This window comes from Pseudoalteromonas sp. HF66 (genome assembly GCF_011806445.1).
In the GTDB taxonomy this organism is placed as follows: Bacteria; Pseudomonadota; Gammaproteobacteria; order Enterobacterales; family Alteromonadaceae; genus Pseudoalteromonas; species Pseudoalteromonas apostichopi.
Genome location: NZ_JAATOU010000014.1, coordinates 76002 through 100157, shown reverse-complemented (window position 1 = coordinate 100157; position 24156 = coordinate 76002). Strand labels below are relative to the sequence as shown.

28 protein-coding genes are annotated in these 24156 nt (G+C 41.5%); 16 read left to right on the top strand and 12 right to left on the bottom strand.

The genetic code is table 11. From position 1 onward, the window contains the following. Positions 1-9: 9 nt before the first annotated feature. From lptB to HCZ11_RS14295, 6 genes are read right to left on the bottom strand one after another with little or no spacing between them, the layout of a single operon-like run. Positions 10-735, bottom strand: a complete 726-nt coding sequence (gene lptB, locus HCZ11_RS14320; RefSeq protein WP_062566533.1) for an LPS export ABC transporter ATP-binding protein — start codon at positions 733-735, stop codon at positions 10-12. Beyond that, the gene (gene lptA / locus HCZ11_RS14315; protein WP_130049831.1) at positions 732-1253 is read right to left on the bottom strand and encodes a lipopolysaccharide transport periplasmic protein LptA; all 522 of its coding nucleotides are present in this window, start codon (positions 1251-1253) and stop codon (positions 732-734) included. The genes lptB and lptA overlap by 4 nt, the downstream gene beginning before the upstream one ends. Further along, the gene (lptC, locus tag HCZ11_RS14310; protein WP_130049830.1) at positions 1243-1797 is read right to left on the bottom strand and encodes an LPS export ABC transporter periplasmic protein LptC; all 555 of its coding nucleotides are present in this window, start codon (positions 1795-1797) and stop codon (positions 1243-1245) included. The genes lptA and lptC overlap by 11 nt, the downstream gene beginning before the upstream one ends. Next, positions 1794-2345, bottom strand: a complete 552-nt coding sequence (kdsC, locus tag HCZ11_RS14305) for a 3-deoxy-manno-octulosonate-8-phosphatase KdsC (protein ID WP_054561100.1) — start codon at positions 2343-2345, stop codon at positions 1794-1796. The genes lptC and kdsC overlap by 4 nt, the downstream gene beginning before the upstream one ends. A gap of 3 nt (positions 2346-2348) precedes the next feature. Further along, positions 2349-3320 carry a KpsF/GutQ family sugar-phosphate isomerase gene (locus HCZ11_RS14300; protein ID WP_130049829.1) on the bottom strand — a complete coding sequence of 324 codons (972 nt, stop codon included), beginning with the start codon at positions 3318-3320 and terminating at the stop codon, positions 2349-2351. A 3-nt stretch (positions 3321-3323) separates the two neighbouring features. Beyond that, complete coding sequence (locus HCZ11_RS14295) at positions 3324-4292, bottom strand: calcium/sodium antiporter (RefSeq protein WP_130049828.1); 969 nt, start codon at positions 4290-4292, stop codon at positions 3324-3326. A gap of 248 nt (positions 4293-4540) precedes the next feature. On the opposite strand from HCZ11_RS14295, the gene HCZ11_RS14290 reads away from it, so the two are divergent. Genes HCZ11_RS14290 through murA form a run of 7 tightly spaced genes read left to right on the top strand, consistent with a single transcriptional unit; the run spans position 4541 to position 9197 of the window. Beyond that, entirely contained in the window at positions 4541-5359 is an 819-nt protein-coding gene (locus HCZ11_RS14290; protein ID WP_167658743.1) for an ATP-binding cassette domain-containing protein, read from the top strand. Continuing rightward, entirely contained in the window at positions 5352-6131 is a 780-nt protein-coding gene (gene mlaE / locus HCZ11_RS14285; protein ID WP_130049827.1) for a lipid asymmetry maintenance ABC transporter permease subunit MlaE, read from the top strand. Before HCZ11_RS14290 ends, mlaE begins: the two co-directional genes overlap by 8 nt. 13 nt (positions 6132-6144) lie before the next feature. Continuing rightward, positions 6145-6693: an outer membrane lipid asymmetry maintenance protein MlaD gene (gene mlaD / locus HCZ11_RS14280; protein WP_130049826.1), complete on the top strand. Its 549-nt coding sequence runs from the start codon at positions 6145-6147 to the stop codon at positions 6691-6693. A 2-nt stretch (positions 6694-6695) separates the two neighbouring features. Further along, positions 6696-7373: a phospholipid-binding protein MlaC gene (locus HCZ11_RS14275; RefSeq protein ID WP_130049825.1), complete on the top strand. Its 678-nt coding sequence runs from the start codon at positions 6696-6698 to the stop codon at positions 7371-7373. Further along, positions 7366-7659, top strand: coding sequence for a lipid asymmetry maintenance protein MlaB (locus HCZ11_RS14270; protein ID WP_130049824.1), 294 nt, complete (start codon positions 7366-7368; stop codon positions 7657-7659). The genes HCZ11_RS14275 and HCZ11_RS14270 overlap by 8 nt, the downstream gene beginning before the upstream one ends. Before the next feature lie 5 nt (positions 7660-7664). After that, positions 7665-7922 carry a BolA family protein gene (locus tag HCZ11_RS14265; protein WP_054554171.1) on the top strand — a complete coding sequence of 86 codons (258 nt, stop codon included), beginning with the start codon at positions 7665-7667 and terminating at the stop codon, positions 7920-7922. A 15-nt stretch (positions 7923-7937) separates the two neighbouring features. After that, positions 7938-9197 (top strand): UDP-N-acetylglucosamine 1-carboxyvinyltransferase, encoded by a 1260-nt coding sequence (gene murA / locus HCZ11_RS14260; protein WP_167658734.1) that lies wholly within the window; start codon positions 7938-7940, stop codon positions 9195-9197. Positions 9198-9427: 230 nt separating this feature from the next. Here murA and HCZ11_RS14255 read toward each other — a convergent pair whose 3' ends face one another. The 3 genes from HCZ11_RS14255 to HCZ11_RS14245 form a co-directional block, all read right to left on the bottom strand. Continuing rightward, entirely contained in the window at positions 9428-10510 is a 1083-nt protein-coding gene (locus HCZ11_RS14255; protein ID WP_167658733.1) for a trypsin-like peptidase domain-containing protein, read from the bottom strand. A 98-nt stretch (positions 10511-10608) separates the two neighbouring features. Next, a complete protein-coding gene (locus tag HCZ11_RS14250; RefSeq protein WP_130049821.1) occupies positions 10609-11961 on the bottom strand; it encodes a DegQ family serine endoprotease in 1353 nt (450 codons plus the stop codon). A gap of 123 nt (positions 11962-12084) precedes the next feature. Beyond that, positions 12085-12528, bottom strand: coding sequence for a YhcB family protein (locus HCZ11_RS14245; RefSeq protein ID WP_130049820.1), 444 nt, complete (start codon positions 12526-12528; stop codon positions 12085-12087). Between the two features lie 219 nt (positions 12529-12747). Between HCZ11_RS14245 and zapE the strand changes: the two genes are divergently transcribed. The 3 genes from zapE (at position 12748) to rpsI (ending at position 14993) form a co-directional block, all read left to right on the top strand. Continuing rightward, the gene (gene zapE / locus HCZ11_RS14240; RefSeq protein ID WP_130049819.1) at positions 12748-13836 is read left to right on the top strand and encodes a cell division protein ZapE; all 1089 of its coding nucleotides are present in this window, start codon (positions 12748-12750) and stop codon (positions 13834-13836) included. A gap of 327 nt (positions 13837-14163) precedes the next feature. Beyond that, complete coding sequence (gene rplM / locus HCZ11_RS14235; protein WP_130049818.1) at positions 14164-14592, top strand: 50S ribosomal protein L13; 429 nt, start codon at positions 14164-14166, stop codon at positions 14590-14592. 8 nt (positions 14593-14600) lie between these two features. Continuing rightward, positions 14601-14993 carry a 30S ribosomal protein S9 gene (gene rpsI, locus HCZ11_RS14230; protein WP_095209788.1) on the top strand — a complete coding sequence of 131 codons (393 nt, stop codon included), beginning with the start codon at positions 14601-14603 and terminating at the stop codon, positions 14991-14993. Between the two features lie 134 nt (positions 14994-15127). On the opposite strand, the gene HCZ11_RS14225 is transcribed toward rpsI, so the two are convergent. Further along, the gene (locus tag HCZ11_RS14225; protein ID WP_130049817.1) at positions 15128-15787 is read right to left on the bottom strand and encodes a LiaF domain-containing protein; all 660 of its coding nucleotides are present in this window, start codon (positions 15785-15787) and stop codon (positions 15128-15130) included. A gap of 317 nt (positions 15788-16104) precedes the next feature. On the opposite strand from HCZ11_RS14225, the gene HCZ11_RS14220 reads away from it, so the two are divergent. The 3 genes from HCZ11_RS14220 (at position 16105) to HCZ11_RS14210 (ending at position 17348) form a co-directional block, all read left to right on the top strand. Continuing rightward, positions 16105-16671: a BON domain-containing protein gene (locus HCZ11_RS14220; protein WP_167658732.1), complete on the top strand. Its 567-nt coding sequence runs from the start codon at positions 16105-16107 to the stop codon at positions 16669-16671. Positions 16672-16726: 55 nt separating this feature from the next. After that, the gene (locus HCZ11_RS14215; protein ID WP_064971745.1) at positions 16727-16885 is read left to right on the top strand and encodes a YqaE/Pmp3 family membrane protein; all 159 of its coding nucleotides are present in this window, start codon (positions 16727-16729) and stop codon (positions 16883-16885) included. A gap of 253 nt (positions 16886-17138) precedes the next feature. Further along, complete coding sequence (locus HCZ11_RS14210; protein ID WP_130049815.1) at positions 17139-17348, top strand: hypothetical protein; 210 nt, start codon at positions 17139-17141, stop codon at positions 17346-17348. On the opposite strand, the gene HCZ11_RS14205 is transcribed toward HCZ11_RS14210, so the two are convergent. Continuing rightward, complete coding sequence (locus HCZ11_RS14205; protein WP_130049814.1) at positions 17333-19360, bottom strand: methyl-accepting chemotaxis protein; 2028 nt, start codon at positions 19358-19360, stop codon at positions 17333-17335. The two genes, HCZ11_RS14210 and HCZ11_RS14205, sit on opposite strands and share 16 nt — an antisense overlap. 113 nt (positions 19361-19473) lie before the next feature. On the opposite strand from HCZ11_RS14205, the gene HCZ11_RS14200 reads away from it, so the two are divergent. Further along, complete coding sequence (locus tag HCZ11_RS14200; RefSeq protein WP_167658731.1) at positions 19474-20244, top strand: NADP-binding protein; 771 nt, start codon at positions 19474-19476, stop codon at positions 20242-20244. On the opposite strand, the gene hutC is transcribed toward HCZ11_RS14200, so the two are convergent. Continuing rightward, positions 20245-20952, bottom strand: a complete 708-nt coding sequence (hutC, locus tag HCZ11_RS14195) for a histidine utilization repressor (RefSeq protein ID WP_167658730.1) — start codon at positions 20950-20952, stop codon at positions 20245-20247. Positions 20953-21094: 142 nt separating this feature from the next. On the opposite strand from hutC, the gene hutI reads away from it, so the two are divergent. Next, the gene (gene hutI / locus HCZ11_RS14190) at positions 21095-22336 is read left to right on the top strand and encodes an imidazolonepropionase (RefSeq protein WP_167658729.1); all 1242 of its coding nucleotides are present in this window, start codon (positions 21095-21097) and stop codon (positions 22334-22336) included. A 118-nt stretch (positions 22337-22454) separates the two neighbouring features. Continuing rightward, the gene (locus HCZ11_RS14185) at positions 22455-24131 is read left to right on the top strand and encodes a GGDEF domain-containing phosphodiesterase (protein ID WP_167658742.1); all 1677 of its coding nucleotides are present in this window, start codon (positions 22455-22457) and stop codon (positions 24129-24131) included. Positions 24132-24156: the final 25 nt, after the last annotated feature.

The following is a 24156-nucleotide window of genomic DNA, read 5'->3' as shown; positions in this document are numbered from 1 at the left end:
GCGTAATGGTTACAGCCTAAATTGCTCGCCTAGATAAACATCGCGTACAGTTTGGTCAGCTAATACGTGCTCAGGTGTGCCTGATGCAATTAGCTCCCCATGAGAAACAATGTAGGCTTTTTCACAAACATCAAGGGTTTCTCGAACATTATGGTCAGTAATTAGTACACCAATACCACGATTTTTTAGGTGCTCAATAATTTTCTTTATATCTAACACTGAAATTGGATCAACACCAGCAAAAGGCTCATCTAAAAGGATAAATTTAGGATTAGCGGCTAATGCGCGAGCAATTTCAACGCGGCGACGTTCACCACCAGATAGCGCCATACCTTGACTATCACGGATGTGTTGGATGCTAAATTCATCTAATAAGCTATTTAGAGTTTCTTCCCGCGTGGTTTTATTTAGATCTTTACGAGTCTCTAAAATAGCCATCAAGTTTTGGTAAACTGTTAACTTTCGAAAAATCGAAGATTCTTGCGGTAGATAACCAATACCCAACCTCGCACGGCTGTGCATTGGCAAAAGGGTAATATCGTTATCATCGATGCTAATTTTACCTTTGTCGCTCGGAACTAGGCCTACAATCATGTAAAAAGTCGTGGTTTTACCAGCACCATTTGGGCCAAGCAAGCCAACAATACTGCCAGCTTCAACTTCCAGACCGACATTTTTAACCACTTGGCGGCCTTTGTAGCTCTTAGCTAAAAGCTCTGCTTTTAATGTGCTCATGGTTGGCCTTTATTGTCTTTTTTATTTTCAACAGGTACTAAAATAGTGTGTACACGATCTGATGAGTTTTCGTCTTTTTCAGCACTGATAAGCTGCTGAGCCATATCATAGGTAATGCTTTTCGCTGTTACTTTTTGACCAGCTTGGGTAACTTCAGCTTCACCGTTTAAGGTTAAGAAGCGTTTCGCAACATCATAACGAACTTCTTCAGCACTGGCGCTCATTACGGAACCATCCGTTTGTTTTTCTTCGAAGTAAGCTGGTTTGCCTGTTGCAATAATTAGCTCTACTGTACCTTCGGTATCACCGCCGTGTGCTTCAAGACGTTCTGCTGTAATACGACGATTACCATGCACGATCTCTACGTTACCTTCAAATATGCCAACGCCATCCTTTAGTTTACCAACTTGGCGATCTGAGCTAATGCTAATTTGTGCGCCAGTTTGCTCGGCAGCGGTGCCGGAAAACGCAATCAATAAGCTTGGGATCAGGAGTAATTTCTTCAGTTTATTGGTCATAGTATATGGTTCGTGTATGGTTAGTTAACTCAACAATTTCGGTTTTTAAATCGGCTTTTAAGCCTTTACCGGTAATCTTTAAATTCGGTCCTGTTAGTGTTACAGGTTGCTTTGAAAACATGGTCATTTTATTAATGTCGACATTAATGTTTTCTGCTTTTATATCTTCGATCATACCGTTATGGGTTAAGTTTTTAGCAACTACATCCCCTTCAAAAATCAGCTGATCATTTTCGTATAAAGTGGCTTCTTTGGCTTTTACTTGCCAAACCTGCTGGTCGCCATAAATAGTAAATACAGGTTGCTCAAAAAAGGTAAACCCTAATTGTTGATACAACTCCATTTTAGCCGCAGCTACTTTATGACTGATTTTTCCTTGCTCGTCATAAGCAGTTTGCTTTAACGCCACCGCAGTGTAATCAGGCGTTGCAATGATCTCGTCTTCACTAGTTATTGTGTCTGCTGATTGATTAAAGTACGGATACCACAACCACACCATGCAACAAACAAAAACAACACTCAGTAAAATACGGGCTATATTCATGCGCTGGTTCCATCGCTAGTTAACGGCTTACCGTTTTCTAACATCAGTAAATCAGTTAATTCACGCACGGCTCCAAAGCCACCTGGTAATAATGTGGTGTAATGAGCCAGCTTTTTAATTAGTGGGTGTGCGTCGTTAACAGCAACAGCAAACCCTACTTTTTCCATTACTGGTAAGTCTGGACCATCATCACCAATATAGGCAATTTGCTCATCAGTTAGCCCCAGTTTATCCTTTAACTCTTGATAAGCAATTAGCTTATCTTCTTGTCCCTGATAAATGTGCTGAACTGTTAGGCTAGTCATTCGCTGCTGAACTATTTGTGAATGGCGGCCAGTAATGACTGCCACTTCAAAACCACTATTTATGAGCGCTTTAATACCAAAGCCATCTTTTGTATTGAATGCTTTAAGTTCTTCGCCATCATTGCCTAAATAAATTCGGCCATCAGAAAAAACACCATCAATATCGCAGATTAGCAATTTTACTTTTTGTGCGCGCTGACTCACATCAGGGCTAAGAGGCTGGTAAAGCTCGGCGAATGTCATTGCTTAAAGAACTCCTGCTTTTAATAGGTCTTGCATATTAAGGGCACCAATAGGCGTATTACTATGATCTACCACAATTAAACCATTGATACGTTTACGTTCCATAATGTTCAATGCCTCAGCTGCAAGCATGTCAGGGCGCGCAGTAGTACATGAACGAGTCATCACTTGACTAATAGCAGTACTATGGATATCAATGCGCTGCTCTAAAATACGGCGTAAATCACCATCGGTGAATAATCCGGCTAACTTTTTGTCTGCACCTATTACCGCAGTCATACCAAGGCCCTTGGCTGACATTTCAATTAACGCATCTTTAATGCTTTGCGTTTCGTTAACGATTGGGGTGGCATCGCCTGCGTGCATAACATCATCTAATGTTAGTAATAAACGTTTACCTAGACTGCCACCAGGATGCGAAAGTGCAAAATCGTCAGCTGTAAAACCACGCGTTTCAAGTAACGCAACGGCTATTGCATCGCCCATAACTAATGTTGCTGTTGTACTAGCAGTTGGTGCTAGGCCTAACGGGCATGCTTCTTTACTTACTTTAATGCAAACATGGACATCAGATAACTTTGCCATGGTTGAATCTGGATTACCTGTTAGTGAAATCATCTTTGCGCCAATGCGCTTAATAACAGGAATTATGCTTAGTACTTCGCTGGTCTCACCAGAGTTAGAAATACACATCACTACATCATCATGAGTGATCATGCCTAAATCACCGTGGCTTGCTTCACCAGGGTGAACAAAAAATGCGGGTGTACCAGTACTTGCAAGGGTCGCCGCAATTTTATTACCAACGTGGCCTGACTTGCCCATACCGATAACAATGATACGGCCTGTACACTGGAACATTAATTGACAAGCCTTATCGAAATCTTGATTTATATATTGCTCAATTTCTTGTAAGGCTTGTGCTTCAATTTCGAGTACGCGCTTACCTTGCGCGATAAAGCTTTGTTGTGTCATTGATTATCCTATTTGGCTAAAAATATAGCCCTGATATGCAATAAATGCGACTAACAAGAAGCCACCTTCTACTCTATTGATACGACGAGCACCTTTAAAGTTCAATGACATGGCCATCAATACAACGGTTGCTGCAATCATAATAAGTGCATCGCGGTTTGCCGCAGAAGGGTCAATAATTGAAGGGTTGATAATGCCCGCAAGTGGTAATACAGCGAGTAAATTGAAGATATTTGAGCCAACGATATTACCCAGTGCTAAATCGTCTTCGTTTTTTAGAACCCCAGCAATACAGGCTGCTAGCTCAGGTAAGCTGGTACCAATGGCAATGATGGTTAAGCCAATAACGAGATCAGATAAACCAAAATATTTTGCAATATCAACCGCCGACCCAACTAAAAAATGCGAGCTAATAGGTAATAAAATCATGCCGATGACTAACCAAAATACGGCTGATTTTGTGCTCACGTCGTTCGGGACATCTTCACATGCTTCACTGACAAAAGGATCATCTTGGTTTTTCGCGCGCAGTGAGACGATCACTAAGCCACCAATGAATACAGCAAAGGCAACCATCAATGCAATGCCCTCAGTGAATGAAAAATAGTTATCTGAAAACACATACCAAGCTGCTACAGAGATTAACAGTACGAGTGGCATTTCGCGTTTAAGCGTCAAAGATGATACTGAAAGAGGACGCAATAAAGCAGTAACACCAAGTACAAGTAAGATATTGGTGATGTTAGAACCAACCGCATTACCTACTGCAGTATCTGTTTTATCAGCTAGAGCTGCTGATGCTGATACCATCATTTCAGGCGCAGATGAGCCCATAGCTACTACGGTTAAACCAATGATTAGGGTGGGGATCCCCATGTTTTTTGCGAGTGCAGCCGCCCCATAAACAAACCGATCGGCACTCCAAACGAGTGCAGCAAAACCAATAATTAAAATGACAAAAGAAGTCACCATTGTGATACGCCAACATTACTTATACAGATGACTGCAAATAGTAACAAAAGCGAAACTGAAAGTATAAGTAAAAGAATGAGCTGGCAAGCATAAAGCGTGCTGGGCGAGGAATCTAAATTTCAGGTGTGATTAAGTTCTTTGCAGCTAGCTTTAGAATTTATTGATAGGAAATATTACAAAATTTTACGATTTGTTTTTTCCATATTGACTAAAAAACCCTTAAAATGGCAAAACTAGTGAAAAAAGTTATGGAGAGCGACTTGTCGCAATCAATAGTAGAAATCAAGGATGTAACCTTTTCACGGGGCGATAGAATCATATATAAAAATATGAGTTTTAACATTCCGAAAGGCAAGATAACCGCTATCATGGGACCGAGCGGCATTGGTAAAACCACCATGTTACGCTTAATTGGCGGTCAGCTTAAGCCTGATTCTGGTGACATTTTATTTGAAGGCAACAGTATTCCTGGCATGACTCGCAAGGAACTTTATGCTGCCCGTACCAAAATGAGTATGCTGTTCCAAAGCGGTGCCTTATTTACCGATATGTCAGTGTTTGACAATATCGCCTTTCCTTTGCGCGAACATACTCAACTTAGCGAAGATTTAATTCGTCTTGTCGTTTTAATGAAATTACAAGCCGTCGGTTTACGTGGTGCACAAGATTTAATGCCGTCTGAGCTTTCTGGTGGTATGGCTCGCCGTGCAGCCCTTGCGCGTTCTATTGCTCTGGACCCTGAACTGATTATGTACGATGAACCTTTTGCTGGCCAAGACCCTATCTCAATGGGGGTGTTAGTAAAGCTAATTAAATCACTTAATGAGGTGTTAGGTTTATCATCACTTATAGTAACTCATGATGTGACTGAGGTTTTGAGCATTGCTGATCACGTTATCATCATCGCTGATCAGGGGGTGATAGGGGAAGGTTCACCTGAACAAATGCAAAATCATCAATCTGAGCTAGTGCAGCAGTTTTTAAACGGCTTGTCTGATGGGCCTGTGCCGTTCCATTATCCAGCTCCTGCTTATGATAAAGAGTTATTGGGAGTGCACAATGCTTGATCTATTTCAGAAGTTAGGTCACAAGACGCTAGGCCGGTTTGCTGCTCTTGGTCGTTCAACACAAATGCTGTTTGGCGCATTAGTGAATATGCCTAACTTCAAAAAAGGCACGCCTTTACTTGTTCGCCAATTATATATGGTGGGCTCGCAATCTCTTTTAATCATCATGGTATCAGGCCTATTCATCGGGATGGTGCTCGCTCTGCAGGGTTATACCGTTCTAGTAGGTTATGGTGCAGAAGATAGCTTAGGGCCTTTAGTCGCATTAAGTTTGTTACGCGAATTAGGTCCCGTAGTAACAGCGTTACTGTTTGCAGGGCGGGCGGGTAGTGCGCTTACTGCTGAAATAGGTTTAATGAAAGCCACTGAGCAATTATCAAGTCTAGAAATGATGGCAATCGACCCACTTAAGCGTATTATTGCGCCGCGTTTTTGGGCCGGTTTTATTAGTATGCCATTGCTTGCGCTGATTTTTTCGGCAGTTGCTATTATTGGTGCTCACTTAGTTGGTGTTGATTGGCTAGGTGTTGACTCGGGTAGCTTCTGGTCAATTATGCAAGCACAAGTGTCGTTCCAACAAGATATTGTTAACGGCATAATTAAAAGTTTTGTATTCGCCATGATTGTGACTTGGATCGCTCTTTACAAAGGCTATGACTGTGTTCCGACTTCTGAAGGTATCAGTAAAGCGACAACAGAGACCGTAGTGCACTCGTCACTGGCAGTATTAGGTTTTGACTTTATTTTAACCGCGGTAATGTTTACCAGCTAATTAGGGTATAAAGATGAATTCACGGAAATTAGAAATTTTAGTTGGCTTTTTTGTAGCCCTTGGTATCGCTGCATTTGCATTACTAGCATTGAAAGTTGCCAATGCTGGTATTAGTGGTAGCGGTGAAACTTACCAACTAAATGCAAAGTTTGAAAACATTGGCTCTTTAAAGGCCAGAGCACCTATTAAAGTAGGTGGTGTTGTTGTTGGTCGAGTTGAGTCTATTTTCATTCACCCGAAAGAGTTTGTGCCAGTCGTTAACATGGCGATTGATGCAAATTATTTATGTAAATTTTCAGACACAACATCTATCTCAATTTTAACATCAGGTATTTTAGGTGAGCAGTACTTAGGCATTAATCCTGTTATTGCAGCTGAGTCTGCTGAGCAACGCTGTATGGGTGAGGATGTAACTGCAAGTGAGCATGATTCAGATTTAGATGATTTATTTGGTGTTGAAAGCAAAGCGCTTTCAGATGGTGATTACATTACTGATACAAAATCAGCGCTTGTTTTAGAAGAGTTAATTGGTCAGTTCTTATTCAACCAAGGTGGTGAGTAATTATGTTTAAGAAGTTTTTATTATGTATTGGTGTGTTGTTTTCACTTAACACACATGCTGCTGAGCCTGCGGTTGATTTAAAAGACCCGTATAAAATGGTACGTACGGTGTCAGATAATACCTTTGCACGTATTACTAAAGATCAACCGATTATTGCAAAAAACAAAGAGCATTTACGTGTTATCGTTGAAGAAGAGTTGATGCCTTACATTGATTATAAATATGCTGCACTACGTGTGCTTGGTAATCATGTGTCGAAGGTGCGTGCAATCGAAGATAAAGATGAAAAAGCGAAAGCGATTAAGGAACTACAACGCTTTATCGACGTTTTCCAAAAGTATTTAATTGCCACCTACGCTGGCGTGTTTACTCAATACACTAACCAAAGTGTTGAGTTTGCTCCGGCACAACCATTTAAGGGTAAAGACGTGGTGGTCGTTAAAACCAAAATTGTTGAAGCCGGTAAACCTGATATCAGAATCGACTTTAAAGTACGTGAAGACCGCAGTGGTGACTGGGGCGCGTACGATATGATTGCAGAAGGTATTAGTTTGCTTGATGCTAAACAAAGTGAATTACAAGGTATTTTACGCCAACATGGTCTAGATTATGTTAGTGACTTACTTGAGCAGAAGAGCCAACTGCCAGTGCAATTTAGAGGTAATGGTGGCGATGAGTAAAGTCGAGATTACTCAACTTGAAGATAACCAGTTTCGAGTCAGTGGTGAACTGACTCGAAATTCAATTGGCCGTGAACGCCTTCTGAACGTCAAGCCAGATTCTAGCCATAAAACATGGTATTTTGACCTTTCTGGGTTATCTAGGGTTGACACGGCGGGCTTAGCTTGGTTAATTCACTCTTTCGCAGAATTAAAGCAGCAAGGTATTCACCTTGAACTGCAAAATAGCCCTGAACAATTGCAAAACTTGATGCAGTTGGGTCAGGTCACAAACCTATTTGAGTGAGATTTATGGAAACAAGCCAAGTCGAAACGTTATTACGCGACGAACTAAAACTAGATGAAGTGATTGTTAAAGCAAATGGTAGCCACTACGAAGTGATTGCTGTTGGTGAGTGTTTTGATGGCTTATCTCGCGTGAAGAAGCAGCAGTTGGTTTATGCTCCGTTAATGTCAACAATCTCAGACGGTACAATCCACGCTGTATCTATCAAAGCGTTTACACCGACTGAATGGAAACGCGAACAAAAATTCATTTTACCTCAATAGTCGCAGGGCCTCCTCATGGATCAATTTGTTATTCAAGGTGGCACCTCGCTGGCAGGTGAAGTCACTATTTCGGGCGCGAAAAACGCCGCTCTTCCAATTCTTTTTGCTGCACTTTTAGGACAGGGTCAAAGTACTTTTAGTAATGTTCCTCGTTTACGCGATATCGGCACCACAGAAGCCTTATTAAAAACGCTGGGCGCCAATGTTGAGTGGCAACAAGATAAGCTAATCATTGATGGCGCGACGGTTGATAAAACCCTTGCTCCGTATGAGCTGGTTAAGCAAATGCGTGCTTCAGTGTTAGCATTAGGCCCTTTGGTTGCTCGTTTTGGTGAAGCGCAGGTTTCACTGCCTGGTGGCTGTGCGATTGGTGCCCGTCCGGTTGATATCCATATTCAAGGCCTTGAACGCATGGGCGCTATCATTAAGGTCGAAAATGGCTACATTAATGCCAAGGTGGATGGACGCTTAAAAGGTGCTGAAATCTTTATGGAGATGGTCAGTGTTGGCGCAACAGAGAACTTACTAATGGCAGCTACGCTGGCTGATGGTAAAACTGTACTTGAAAATGCAGCCCGTGAACCTGAAATAACTGATCTGGCAAATTGCTTAATTGCGATGGGGGCGAAGATCAACGGGGCAGGCACAAGCCGCATCGAAATTGAAGGTGTCGAATCACTATCGGGCTGTGAATACAGCATTCTTCCCGATCGCATTGAAACAGGCACCTTTTTGGTCGCGGCGGCAATGGCTGGCGGTGAAGTGCTTTGTAAAAACACTGATCACCATAGCCTTGATCCTGTGATTGAAAAGCTGCGTGCTACCAATGCCTTGGTTGAAGTGACTGATAACAGCATTTATCTTGATATGCGTGGCCGTGAATTAAAAGCGGTGAACATTAAGACCATGCCACACCCTGGTTTCCCTACCGATATGCAAGCGCAATTTACAGCCTTGAATGTGGTGGCTAAGGGCAGTGCAACAATCACAGAAACGATTTTCGAAAACCGTTTTATGCACGTGCCTGAATTACAGCGTATGGGCGCAAATATCCGCTTGGAAGGTAATACGGCAATTTGTGGTGATACCGAAAGCCTATCTGGCGCGCAAGTAATGGCAACTGATTTACGAGCTTCTGCAAGTCTCATCCTTACCGGTATCGTTGCTCAAGGTGAGACCATTGTTGACCGTATTTATCACGTAGATCGTGGCTATCAGCGTATCGAAGACAAGTTGAGTGCACTGGGTGCAAACATTAAACGTCGTTCTAGCTAATCGCTAAATACTTATAAAAAAGGCCTAACAAATGTTAGGCCTTTTTTATATCTGTATGTCTCTGTAATTATACCAATCCGCAATAATACTTAATCATTTTGAGGGATTAAACCTGTCGCTACCTGCGTTAAAAATTTCTGATTTAGAACAACTAAATAACGAAATTTTTGCCTTGTTATCAACGAGGTTTTATTGCCTCAAAATAGACCACTTAATTAAGCGAATTGGTATTATTGCTCGTCTTCGAGCTCTGCTACGGTCACCATTACTTTTAAAATTTTACCATCGCGGTAAATTTCAAATTCAAGCTCTTTACCAGGTTCTGTGTTGGCAAGTTTCTCAAGTACTTGTTGTGGATTTGCTACAGGAATACCACCAATTTTAATAACAATATCCGTTTCTCTAATGCCTGCTTTCCAAGCTGGGCCAAATGGATCAAGTTGAGAAATGCGCATCCCCGCAACGGGTGTAAAATTGTCGCTTACATCCTTACCTGTACTATCGATACCTGTGCCACTAAATCCTAAATAACCACGTACTACACGACCATGTTTGATCAGCTTATCCATGACATCTTTGGCAATAGAGTAAGGTACTGCAAAGAAAATACCTTGAATATCGAGGTTCTCGTGAGTTTTAAACTGCGCCGACGTGATACCTACTAAATCACCCCGTGAGTTGACTAACGCGCCACCTGAGTTGCCTACGTTAATCGCTGCATCCATCTGTAATAGACTACTGTAAGGGCTATCGATTAAGTTCTGTTTGCCTGTGGCACTTATAATACCTTGGGTAATCGTTTGGCCTAAATTAAGCGGGTTACCAATCGCTAATACTACATCACCAACACGCGGTTTAAATTTATCGTTCACCGGGATTTTCGGTAAGTGATCGGCGCTGATTTTTAACAGTGCTAAATCTGTTTGCGTATCAAAGCCAATCACTTGTACATCATAAAAACGACGGCCATCAGAGAGTGTGACTATAATTAGGTCGGCATTTTTTATTACATGGTAGTTAGTCAAAATATAGCCATCTTGGGTCATGATCACGCCAGAGCCTAGAGCTTGAACTGTATTTTGTCGTTTATAGCGAGGTTGATTCGAAATACTTTCTGAAAAAATAGTGACCACAGATGGAGCTGCTTTTTGTACCGCATCAGCAAAGCTCATGTGTTCTGATGACATTGCTACTGGTAAATTCATGTCAGGTAACAACGTGCTACGAAGACTTGGGCTAAATAACACCACTAAAAAGGCAATGCCTAAACCAGTGAAAAGCGGGGGAAGGATAAATTTAAAAAGTTTTAGCACAGTATTCTTATTATCAGTGAGCAATCCCTTAATGATGGCACAAAAAAAATAACAGCGGCAAGCACCGCTGTTATTTTTTCATGATTTATCAACTAGGTTTACTGAATTAATACGAAAATAAGCTCTCTACCTCGTTTAACACCTAGTACGATGTTACCTTTGGTATTTTCGATGATTTTATTCATGTCACGGATTGTTTCTACGCGTTGACGGTTAACTTGCATAATTACGTCACCTTCTTCAAGGCCGACACGTGCCGCAGGAGAGCGTGCTTGTACGCCTGTAACTTCAACACCTTTACCATCACTCTTCTGGGTATTTTCTAAAGTTGCCCCTTGGAATGCTGGATGTGTTTCTTCGCCAGCGGCTGTGATCGCTGATGCACCATCTAGGGTGACATTAACCGTTTTGACTTTGCCATCTCGGTAAATGCCAAGCTTAACTTTTTTGCCTTCACCAAGAGTGGCTATTTTACTGCGTAGTTCATGGAAACCGCTAATTTCAGTCCCATCAACGCTAATAATTACATCACCGGCTTTGATACCAGCTTTACTTGCTGCGGTATCATCCATTACTTGCATAACGTAGGCGCCTTGTTTGACGTCGAGTTGTTGTGCTTTAGCAAGGCCAGCATCAAGTGGGCGACCCGAAATACCTAATGAGCCACGACGCACTTCGCCGTGCTCGATAATTTGGTCAACAAGGTTTTTCATCATGGTCGATGGAATCGCAAAACCAATCCCCACATTACCGCCAGATGCGCCTAAGATAGCGGTGTTGATACCAATCAGCTCACCATTGAGGTTAACTAACGCGCCGCCAGAGTTACCTTGGTTGATAGCAGCATCGGTTTGAATAAAGTCTTCATAACCTTCTATATTTAAACCGCTACGGCCAAGGGCACTGACGATACCTGATGTTACTGTGTGACTTAAACCAAATGGGTTACCAATGGCAACTGCAAAATCACCTACACGTAACTTATCTGAATCAGCAATCTTAAGTGCTGTTAAATCCTCTGCATCAATTTGCAATAAGGCAATATCTGATTCTTTGTCACTACCGATTTTAGTTGCTTCATATTCGCGGCCATCTTCTAAGGTCACCACCATTTTTTCGGCATCTTCGATAACATGGTTATTGGTTACCACGTAACCTTCTTTTGCATCAATGATCACACCTGAGCCTAGGCCACTAAACTCACGCTTTTGACTGCCGCCACGAGGTACACCAAAAAAATCATCAAATGGTGTCGCACGGCGGCGGACTTCTTTTGAACCTGACACTTGAATACTGACTACGCCAGGTGTGATTTGCTCAAGCATAGGTGCTAGGGTTGGCAATTGTTGTCCATCTACAGCAACAGGAAGCTTTGCCATTGAAATAGTAGGGCTTAATAATAAGCTAGAAGATAAAATAGCAGCACTGATAACAGATAATTTCATTTTCATAGTCCGGGTTTACTCCACTTCAGAGATAAAGCAAAAACTAAAAAGGGCTGCATAAGCAGCCCTTTTCTTGGTTTAGATATAAAGCTGTTATATCTAAAGACTATGGGGTCAAAAAAAAGTTCATCAAGAGGCTTTAGAATGTTCTGAAACTTTCTCTGAACCAGTGAACAAGCCTGTTTCACCAACAACATAGTCAGCTGGCTGAGCTTCAGCACTTGAGCGATCGCCTCTGCGGTCTTGTAATGAGTTTTGTAATTGCTCCGTGGTTTCTTTAGAAAAGAACGGCTCATTTGGATGCTGTTTTTTATCAGCCAGTAACAAGTTATTTGTTTCTTCTACATGGTTTAGCAGCTGGTCGTAGTTATCTTTCATTTTAGAAACTAGCTTACCAGTGCTAGCTAGGTGATCAGCCACATCTTGGCGGTATTGCTCAAGGGCATTGTTAGCTTGCTCAACTTGTTGTTCTAGTTCGTCTTGCTTAAATTGTTTTTTAGTTACAAAAGCACCAATGAAAAATGCTGAAATTGCAACGATGATTAGAATACCAATCCAGGTAATTGTGCCCATAAATCTACCCCTTTGGGAAAAAATAACAAAAACAGATGCATCATACCAATTTGCAATAATTCTTAATTAAGCGCGTTGGTATTAAAAGCATTTATAGTCCAATCATTATTAAAATATGCTTAATTTGATTGTGAAATCATACTGCGGGCTAATATACCCTGAGATACGATGCGTGTTAATATACTACGCAAATTTAACAGTGTTTTATTGTAACGACCTATGACTCCATGGCAGAAATACCAACAAGATTTACAACGTGAAGACTTTGTACATGATGCAGCACAAGAAAATGCAGTGCGTCACTTACAAAGACTCTATGATGACCTTACGGCAGACAAACCCGCCGCGAAGGGATGGTTTGCCAAACTATTCTCTAAAGATAGCACGCCGAGTATAAAAGGGCTTTATTTTTGGGGGGGAGTTGGTAGAGGTAAGACCTATTTAGTTGATACTTTCTATGAAGCTTTACCTACTGATCGTAAAATGCGTGTGCACTTTCATCGTTTTATGCATCGAGTACATGATGAGCTTAAAAAATTAAAGAACACCAGCAACCCATTAAATGTTGTAGCTGATATTTTTAAATCAGAAACAGACATTATCTGTTTTGATGAATTTTTTGTTCAAGACATCACTGACGCAATGCTGCTTGGTGGCTTGATGGAAGCATTATTTGAACGTGGCATTGTGCTCGTTGCTACATCTAATATAGTGCCAGATGAGCTGTATCGTAACGGTTTACAGCGCGCACGTTTCTTACCTGCAATTGAGCTGGTAAAAGCTAATACAGAAATCGTTAATGTTGATTCGGGTGTTGATTATCGATTGCGTACACTTGAACAGGCTGAGATTTTCCATAGCCCGCTTGATAAACAAGCTGACGATAATTTATTTGAATACTTCGATAAGTTGTCACCTGAGCCGGGGGTGCTCGACAAGGCAATTGAAATTGAAGGGCGCATGATCAAAACCCGTAAAGTATCAGACTGTATTGCCATGTTTGATTTTAGCGAGCTGTGCGAAACAGCTCGTAGTCAAGTTGATTACATGGAAATCAGTCGACTCTATAACACGGTGATTTTGTCTAATGTAAAATCGCTAGGTCAAGCTAATGATGATGCGGCACGTCGTTTTATCGCATTAGTGGATGAATTCTACGAACGTCATGTCACCTTGATTATCTCTGCAGAAAAGCCAATTACTGAGCTATATAGTGAAGGTAACTTAAACTTTGAATTTAAGCGTTGTATTAGTCGATTACAAGAAATGCAATCGCTAGAGTATTTAGCAAAAGAACACTTAGCTTAGAAGAGCCGTCAGTCTTTAGCCGAACGGTGTTGAATGTAAGGCGCGTCAAGCAAGCGTGACGCCTACGATTGATGTAGGCGTGAAATTTATTTCGCGCGCACTTATTAGCTGATTTTCTCGAATAAAAAACAACCATCATCTAGCAATGTGGTTTGAGTGCTGGTATACTCCCGCGTCTGCCACGTTGCGTTCTATTACCAATTATTAGTTTAGCCTCTAATTTTTGGTTTAAAGTCTTCAACTCGAAGGGGTTAAAGCATTCAACTTAGAGCGGTAATTAATAATAATTACCTGTGGTTTTAATTAAAAAACATTGGATTTTAATAAATGAAAACGTTTGTTGCTAAGCCAGAAACAGTAAAACGTGACTGGTACGTAGTTGACGCTGAAGGTAAAACTTTAGGTCGCATCGCTACTGAAATCGCTCATCGCCTACGCGGTAAGCATAAAGCTGAGTACACTCCTCACGTAGATACTGGTGATTACATCATCGTTATCAACGCAGAGAAAGTTACTGTTACTGGTAATAAAGCAAAAGACAAAATGTACTACGCTCATACTGGTTTCCCAGGTGGTCTTAAGTCTACTACTTTCGACAAGCTTCAAGCTGCAAAGCCTGAAATGATTATCGAAAAAGCTGTTAAAGGCATGTTGCCACGTGGTCCTTTAGGCCGCGCTATGTACCGTAAACTTAAAGTTTACGCGGGTACTGAGCACAACCATGCTGCACAACAGCCTCAGGTTCTAGACATTTAAGGAGCACTATCATGGCAAATCAATACTACGGTACAGGTCGTCGTAAAAGTTCAAGTGCTCGCGTATTCTTACGCCCAGGCACTGGTAACATCGTAATCAACAAGCGCTCTCTAGAAGAGTACTTCGGTCGTGAGACTGCTCGCATGGTTGTTCGTCAAGCATTAGAGCACGTAGAAATGACTGAAAAGTTTGACCTACACATCACTGTTTCAGGTGGTGGTACTACTGGTCAAGCTGGTGCTATCCGTCACGGTATCACTCGTGCACTTATGGAGTTTGACGAGTCTCTACGTCCTACACTTCGTAAAGCAGGTTTCGTTACACGTGATGCACGTAAAGTTGAGCGTAAGAAAGTGGGTCTTAAGAAAGCACGTAAGCGTCCACAATTCTCAAAACGTTAATATTTACGTTTATCAGAATACCAAAAACCCAGCTTCGGCTGGGTTTTTTGTATTTATAGCTCTCTCAGACGTCAGTATTGTTTAAATGAACAAACCCCTTACCACACATAATAGCTTTATAAGAGTAGACTTTTTTATTGCATCTTATTCATTTCTTTCCAACTGGCTTTTAGGCTGTTAGCAAAGCTAATGAACTTTTCTTTCATAGTACGTTTAACTGAAATCTCGACTGAGCCTAGCCATACGTTACCTTCAATGGTGATGGTTGGACCTTGACCTTTGTTTAGAGCGACTGACTTGTTCTCAACACTGCCTATTACACTAAACAGTTTGGATACCACATTGACATGTTCTGGTACGTAGATTTCGTCGTTACCTAAAATACAGTTTACATATATAGTGACATGCTGATGCTGGAAGATCGCTTCGCTAAAGTCGAGTTCGATAGAGCCTAAACAGTTTGTCAGGTGAATTTCTTTTGGTACCACCCATTGGCCGCTGCGCTCATTTGAACCAAGAATACTACGAAGGTGTAGGCTTTCGTTATCGCTGCTGTGACTATAATGAGGCTTAAATTGAGCATGCTTATGCGATTTGTAGTCAATGTCAGCTTTTAGTTCTAAGTCAGCAACAAGCTCTACCAGAACTTCGTTGCTGGTGGCCGCCATTGCTTGATCTAGTCGGCGTTCAAATGCTTCAGCTGAAATAACAGCATGACTATAGTTATAAATGAGTTGATCGATTACTTCTTCTCTTACTTGATCAATTGGGCGGTCTTCAAGTTTAACGGCCATGGTAGTTCCCTGTTGTGATTTTATAGTTATTATTCATGAAGCAAGGCTTAGGCCAAATTTTATTTCCATATAAATCAACAGGTTAATTTTATGGCTAATAATCAATTTCGTTAAATTAACCACAGATTAATAAAATTCGCAACTAAGTAGCTATTTTTGCAACATCGTGAACTTATTACCGATCAGCTTGTAAATCTTTACCGAAATAAATATAAACAGTCGCTGAATCAATGTTTAACTAATTGAAAATTAAGATATAAATAGTTGGCATCATAGTCGCATTACTTAATCTGTCTTTAATCAAAAGGAGAAAGATTATGAACACTTTTAACAAATCTATGATTGCCGCTTTAGTAATTGGTGCAACTAGCATGTCAGCTCAGGCAAGCAGCTGGGAAAATGAAAGTAAAGATGCTTGGATTGATGGTAAGGCAGAAACTGTGCTTCTTATGAACACAAACCTTAACAACTTTGACATCAACACTGATGTAACGAATGGCAAGGTTGTACTTACAGGTAAGGTTGATAGCGAATTAGATAAAGAACTTGCTGAAGAGCTGGTTCTTAGCCTAGACGGTGTTAGCTCTGTTGATAACAAATTAACTGTTGTTAAAAACATGAAAGCTAAGCACATGAAATCAGACAAAGCTGATTCAGCAGAAAGCGACTTAACCGATGCAAAGATCACTACTGTAATCACAACACGTTATTTATTTAACTCAGAAGTAGGTGGTACAGACATTGATGTGGATACTGACAACGGTGTAGTAACACTTAATGGTACTGTTGAATCTGATGCAGAAAAGCAATTAGCGGTAAGCATTGCTGAAAACGCTGAAGACGTTCATAAAGTAATCGATAAATTGAAGATTATTGCTGAATAATAGCAAGCCCTTTAGCCCAGCTTTAGCTGGGCTGATTTAATTCAAGGAGTGAGTTATGGATTTAATACGTATTATTTTATCAGTTTTAATTCCACCCTTAGGCGTATTTTTACAGGTAGGTTTAGGTGCGCAATTCTGGATTAATATTCTTTTAACCTTATTAGGATACATTCCTGGTTTGATTCATGCCGTGTATATCATCGCTAAGCGATAATTACTGCATTGATCTGCAAGGATGAGTAATGGAGCACAGCAAGGAAAGGCTGTAGGAGTAACGGATTATAAACCGCAAGGAGTTTACAGTATGGATAATGTAACTACGCTCAAAGGACAACAAGGAAGTAACAAGGCGTTATGGAGTAGCGCACAATGGCAACGCTTTATGGATAAAGTGAATGGAGATGACAGCAAGGAATAAGCTTAGGCAGGAGCCAAAAAGGATGAAGCTAGCGTAAGGAGGAGACTATATGGAAAAAGTACAAACGCAACCAACACAAGGATTGACCGACAAAGGAGTTGCTTTATGGAACAAGCAACAGTGGCACGAATTTATGGAACACGCGAAAGCGGTTGCGCCACGAATAACAGGGAAGGCTGACGATAAAAACCCGATGTCATCTTCAGGTGACATCGGGTTTTTAACTACTTCAGCAATTTATCTTTATAACTTAAATTGATTCACCGTCTTATTTAAAGCGGCTGCTAATTCATTCAAATCACGTGCTTCATCCGCCAATTCATGAGCATGATCCGCAGTGCTATTCACTAAGTGATTAATCGCTGCCAAGCTATTGTTGATATCTTCTGCAACCACAGTTTGTTGCTCTGTCGAAGTCGCAATTTGATGACTTTGATCTTGCACATTTGTCACAGATTGCGCGATATCTTGTAGAGCTTGCAATACAATTTGTGTTTGCTCAACTGAACCCTCAGCACGCTCTTGACCTTGTTGCATCATGGTTGATGCTTGTTGAGCAATTTGCTGTAAACGGCTGATCATATTGCGAATATCATCTGTTGATTCTTGCGTTCGGCTTGCCAGTGAACGAACTTCGTCAGCAACAACCGCAAAGCCTCGACCTTGCTCGCCAGCACGGGCTGCTTCAATTGCCGCGTTCAGTGCTAGTAAGTTAGTTTGCTCTGCAATTGAGTTGATAACATCAACTACCGCGCCAATATTGCCACTTTCTTGCTCAAGACCCGCAACCACTTTAGATGCTTCACCAATGTGGCTTGCAAGAGCGGTCATCACTGATTGTGCTTGAGTCGAGCGCTTAGTGCCATCTGCGGTAATAGTTTGCACTTCTTCAGCCGCATTATTGGTGTGCTGAGCGTTACGTGAAATCTCCATCACCGTAGTTGCCATTTCTGTTACTGCAGCACTCACACTGTCTACTTGTTGCTTCTCTTGCTGAATTTCATCGTTGGTTTTTTGCGAAACTGTTTTCAGCTGGCTAGCAGCTTGGCTTAGCTGCTCTGCTTGTGCAGCAGTATTAAGCATCATTGCACGTAGCTTATCGATGAAAGTATTCATGTGATGGGCAAGTTGACCCACTTCGTCATTACTTTTTATCTCGATTTTTTGTGTTAAATCGCCATCACCTGAGGCAATATCACGCATGATGTAAGTTAGTTTTGTTAGAGGCTTGGTGATCATTTGCGTCGCCCAAAAGATCATCGCAATGATAATCGCGAGAATGATGATCACAGATGTGGTCGTTGTCATCACCGCATCGTTTACCGGCTCTTCAATCATGCTGGTCGGTATTAAAATACCGACATACCAATCTAGGTAAGGAGTTTCTAACTCAAGTCGGTTGTATACAACATAATATTGCTCACCTTTGAATGTAACAAAGCTGCTACCATCTTTTTGGCTTTTCATCGCGCGGTTTAATTCGCTAAAGCCTGAAGTGTCGCTAAATTGTTTTTCGAGGGCATCTAAGCCTTCTTTACCATTCGGTCCTTCATCAGTTACAGACAGCTTATGACCAGTGCGTTTCGATAAGTGTACAACCTTTTGATTGCCATCTAGTAGGAAGCCAAAACCTTGGCCATTAAAACGAATGCCTTCAACCATGTCGTTAATATTATTAAGCTGTAAATCAACACCACCAAAGCCTACAAGTTTATTTTGTTTATTATAAACAGGCTGCTGTACAACTGCTGAAGCATTCCCGGTGGTCAGATCTACAGAAATAGGACCAACATAGAGTTTGTTGATTTTTAAAGCGTCTTGCCACCAACCTCGTTTGTACGCGTAATAAGGCTGGCCGTTATAATGAGAGGTGCGCTCATTTTCTTTAAAATACTCACCTGTTGTTGCAGATGCAAAAAAGGCAGATAAGATGTTGTCGTCGTTACCACTGATGCGGACAAAATCTTGGTTAACACTGTCATATCCAGGTTGGTTATCAAGGCTTTGATCACGTTCAGTCCAGTTGTCGAACCAATTAACTAAGTGCGGATTTGTCACGAAAGTTTGTACAACTTTACCGTATTTGGCAAAGTAACCTTGCATTGAGAGTCGCTCACTCTGTAAATAGCTATCTGCTTCTCGTTGAATAGCTTGGCGTGATAGCTCAGCAATATGGTTAACAAAAAAACTAGAGGCGATGATCAGTAATACACTTATCGTCCCGCCGATGAGTAGTAATATTTTTTTTCGTAAAGAGAGGTTATTTAACATAGGTGCACGTGTTTTTATTATCGGGTAGAGTTATCTATCTAATCATATTTGCACCCAAATCGCTACACTGTTAAGTGAAGGTTAATAATAAATGCTAAGGACTTATTGTATAAATGAGTATTGAAAAGAATAAATTGGTAGTTTTAGGTGCTGGTTGGCTAGGCCAAGCACTTTGTATTAAGGCAAAAGAATTAGCATGGCATGTGCAGGGAACACACCGTAGTAGCGAACATGAATATGACTTTCAGCGTCAGTTTGCACTTGAAGACACAGTGCTTAAACACGATGTTTCACTTGAAAATGCATGGTGGGTGTGTGCAATCCCACCACGTAGCCGCAGTTCAAAAAGTAATTATCTAGCCACTTTGCAAGCAGGGCTTGATCTGGCCAAGCAACTAAATTGTAAAGGCTTTATTTTATGCTCCTCGACAGGTGTCTACCCAACTGACAATGGTCAATACGACGAAACTACAGAAATTAATTGTCAATCAGCGCGCCAACAACTGCTATTTGATGCCGAGCAGTTAGTGTTAAATGCCGGTGGTAAAGTATTGCGTTTGGCAGGACTAGTTGGCCCTGGGCGCGATCCGGGTAAGTTTGTTGCTGGTAAAGAGCTTTCTAGCTCAAGTCAGCAGGTAGTGAACATGGTACAACAGCAAGACGTGATAGCGGCGATTTTGGCTGTACTTGAAAATTGGTCTAACGCGAGCAGCATTTATAATGTTGTCAATCCGGCGCATCCAACAAAAGTGGATTACTACCAGCAAAAATGTTCTGAGCAAGGCAATCAACCACCCACTTTCACAAGCCATGATAAAGGCGAACGAATCATTGATGGTTCAGCGATAGAGACACTGAATTTTCTTTATCAAACGCCTATTTAGCTACTTTTTAAAAGTAAGGTGACCGCCTAGCCGGTATTTACTACCCGGTGAGACTAAGCGTGCAAAGCTTACAATACCTTGTGATGACCAGGTTCGGCGGATCACTTGTAAGCATGGCTCTTCGTTATAAAGATTGAGCCATTCACACATTTCTGGATTTGGCATAATTGCTTCAACCGTGTGACGTGCTTCGGTTAGTGGAGCATTCTGCGATAAATATTCGTGGGGTGTTAGGCTGTGAAAGTCTTGCTGTAAGTAGTCTTTAGCAAGAGCTGGGTTCACAAAACGCTCCTCAACTTGCAAAGGTTGCTCGTTTTCATTGTGCACAATCACACTTCGATAAACATGGCTGTCGACCTCGACACCCAGAGCAATCGCAATTGGCGCTATAGCGCTAATTGATTCCATCACTAAAATAGTACAACTGTAGTTGCTGTTTCGTGCTTTAACTTCATCGGCAATGTTTTTGATTTCAAGTAGTGATGATTGTGATTTGAAGTTGGCAACAAAAGTACCTTGGCCTTGGCTGCGCGTTAAAATACCGGCATCGGTTAATTCACAGAGTGCGCGCCTAGCTGTCATGCGGCTAACTCGAAATTGACTAGTTAGTTCGTTTTCAGACGGGACACGATCGTTTTCTTGCCATTCTCCCGATTGAATATTTTCCAGAATGAATTCTTTTATTTGCGCAAACTTAGGAACGTTCATTATGAAAAGTTTATAGGTGGGTTAACAGTATGTTACAAGGTGACATAATTTCCTTGTATATACAAGATGAGTTGATAAACTTTAAACAAATTTAAATTTAGGCTCACACTGAGCCTTTAGCAAGCATCAAGATAGGTGAAAAATGCACATAACCAACAATGATCAAGCGCTCTGGGATTTAGTGATCACAGATACCAATATCGCCACAATGGATCCTGATGTTGATGCACCATACGGCGCCATTGAAAATGCAGCTATTGCTGTTAAAGATGGCAAAATTGCATGGTTAGGTGCACAAACTGATTTACCTGAGTTTGACGCACTAGCCACGCCAACTGTGTCTGCAAAAGGGCAGTGGTTAACACCTGGATTGATTGATTGTCACACTCACTTAGTATTTGCTGGTAGCCGCGCAGAAGAATTTGAGCAGCGTTTACAAGGTGTAAGCTATGAACAAATCGCTGCAAAGGGGGGCGGTATTGCAAGTACGGTACGTGCAACCCGAGAAGCCGACCACGAAACCTTATTTGTTAGTGCAAAAGAGCGTTTAAATGCGTTATACGCAGAAGGCGTGACTACGGTAGAGATTAAATCGGGTTATGGCCTTGATTGCGAAAACGAAATTAAACTACTTGAAGTGGCTCGTTTACTCGGTGAAAATCACCCGGTTGATGTTAAAACCACCTTTTTAGGTGCTCACGCGTTACCGCCTGAATATAAAGGCCGTAGCGATGAGTATATTGACTTGGTGTGCGGTGAGATGCTTGACCGTGTTGTTGAGGCTGATTTAGCTGATGCGGTTGATGCATTTTGTGAAAACGTTGGCTTTAGTAACGAGCAAACTCGCCGTGTGTTTGAAGCGGCTAAAAAGCACAACTTACCGGTTAAGTTGCACGCTGAGCAGCTATCTAATCAACATGGTGCAGAGCTTGTTGCAGAATTTAATGGCTTATCTGCTGATCATATTGAACACTTAGATGAAGCAGGCATTCAAGCAATGGCCAAAGCAGGCACTGCTGCGGTATTGTTGCCTGGTGCATTTTACTTTTTACGCGAAACAAAGTATCCGCCAATTGAACTACTCCAGCAGTATCAAGTTCCTATCGCTATTTCAACTGACTTTAACCCAGGGACTTCACCATTATGTTCATTGCACTTAATGATGAATATGGCATGTACTATTTTCCGCATGACGCCTGAACAAGCATTAGCAGGGGTAACGCGCAACGCCGCAGGTGCTTTAGGTCTTGATGACCGTGGAGTGTTAAAAGTAGGTGCTCGGGCTGATATTGCCCACTGGCAAATATCCCATCCAGCACAATTAAGTTACCAGTTTGGCGTAAATAAACTGTTAAATCTGTGGATTTTGGGTAGACTTAGTTAGATAAGTTTTATTACGCAGTTTGGATTACATGTCATTGATTTTTAGTTTAGCGAGTAGTACTCAACTCGTAAATTTAACAAGTGATGTTGTGCCAGTGTTTTTAGCTGGTAGTGTCTTTATGGCAATGATTTGTGCCTTATGCGTAACCCATAATCCTATTTTGAGACTTAGCCTAGTCGTTAATGGCGTTCTAGCTTTAGCTATCCTAAGTTTAGGATTACCTTGGCTGGTTATATTGCTTGCTTTAAGTTTATGTTTTCATTTATGGCAAGCATTTCGTACCACAAATTGGCTTGCCATAATTTTGAGTGTGGCTAGTGCTATTTTATTTGCTGTTTTATATTCAGCCCACCTATTACTCGATATAGCTTTATATTGGCTTGTTTTCTCGGTTGTCATTTTATCTATCTCGGGCTTTTTTAATTACGAAGAGCCCGAAGATGAAGAGCTGGTTGAGGTTGAGCCCTTGTATCACGATGAGTTAGATGCGACCCCACTCACAGGCTTACCTGATCGTAATGCACTTAGAAATAGCTTTGTTGCATGGACTGAAGAGCACTCAGCGAACTGCGCACTAGTGATGATCCGCCTTGAAGGTTTTAACGATGTTAACCAGCATATTGGTCGTGACTTTGGTGATTTGTTATTAGCACAATCGGCTACACGAATTAAACAACAACTCAATGCTAATGCTGTTCTTAGTGTGGCAAGTAATACAGGTAGTGCTGAAAAGTTGGCGCATTTAGGGGGGTTAAATTTTGCGTTTATTTGCTCACTTGAAGAACAAAAACATCTTCACGAGCAGTTGATCAGCCAAATTAGGCAAGTCACACTAAAACCATTTAACGTTGCTAATTGCACCATTGAAGTGAAAGTGCGTGCTAGTTATGTGAACTGCGACGAGCCAGACTATAGCTTCGAAAATCTAATTTCATTTGCCAACCTTGCCCTTGACTCAAACCCTGAGCGAGCAATTGTGCCTTATCACCCGCAAATGATGATCGAGCAATTAGAACAACAAGCACGATTGCGCGAGTTAGCACATCTAGATTTTGCCAGCGAACTTGAATTGTATTTTCAGCCGGTTATCCGCAATAGCGACGAGCAAATTGAATTTTTAGAATTGCTGTTGCGTTGGCAACACCCTAAACAAGGCATTCTTTCAGCGAATAAATTTATTGATGATATTCGTGTCGCTGGGCTTAGCTACCCCGTTGCTGCATATGTTATTGAGCGCGCTGCCGAACTAGCTATGGCGCTGCGTATGGAAGGTATTGAATTACCTCTTAGTATCAATGTGTTTGGCCCTGAAATGCTGCATGAAGAGTTTATCGAGTTTGTTGATCGCATTATGGCTGAGCACCACTTAGAACCGGGTGATTTAATCATTGAATGCCCGCTCGATTTATTTATGAACTTAGATGAGCAGGGTAAAGCTATGGTTGCAAGGCTAAGTAGTATTGGCATCAAATTGTGTATTGATGGATTTGGTGACACACCTATTTGGCTTGCTAAATTACCTAACCTCAATGTTGAGTATATTAAAGTGGCTGCATCACTAACCGCTGACTTTGCCCATCAAAGCCAAGTTCGCAGTCTGGTTTCTGGCATGGTGGATATGCACAGTCAAAACAATGCGAAAGTAATTTGTGAAGGGGTAGAAACCATAGAACAGCTTAAATTTGTTAAGTCGCTGAACACCTACGCCGCACAGGGCTATTACTTTAATTACCCGCTTAGCAGCGTAGGTATGATGTCATGGTTAAAACAGTGGCGGTTAGAGCATCAGGGATGAAGTTAGAGCCGTCAGCCGTCAGTTA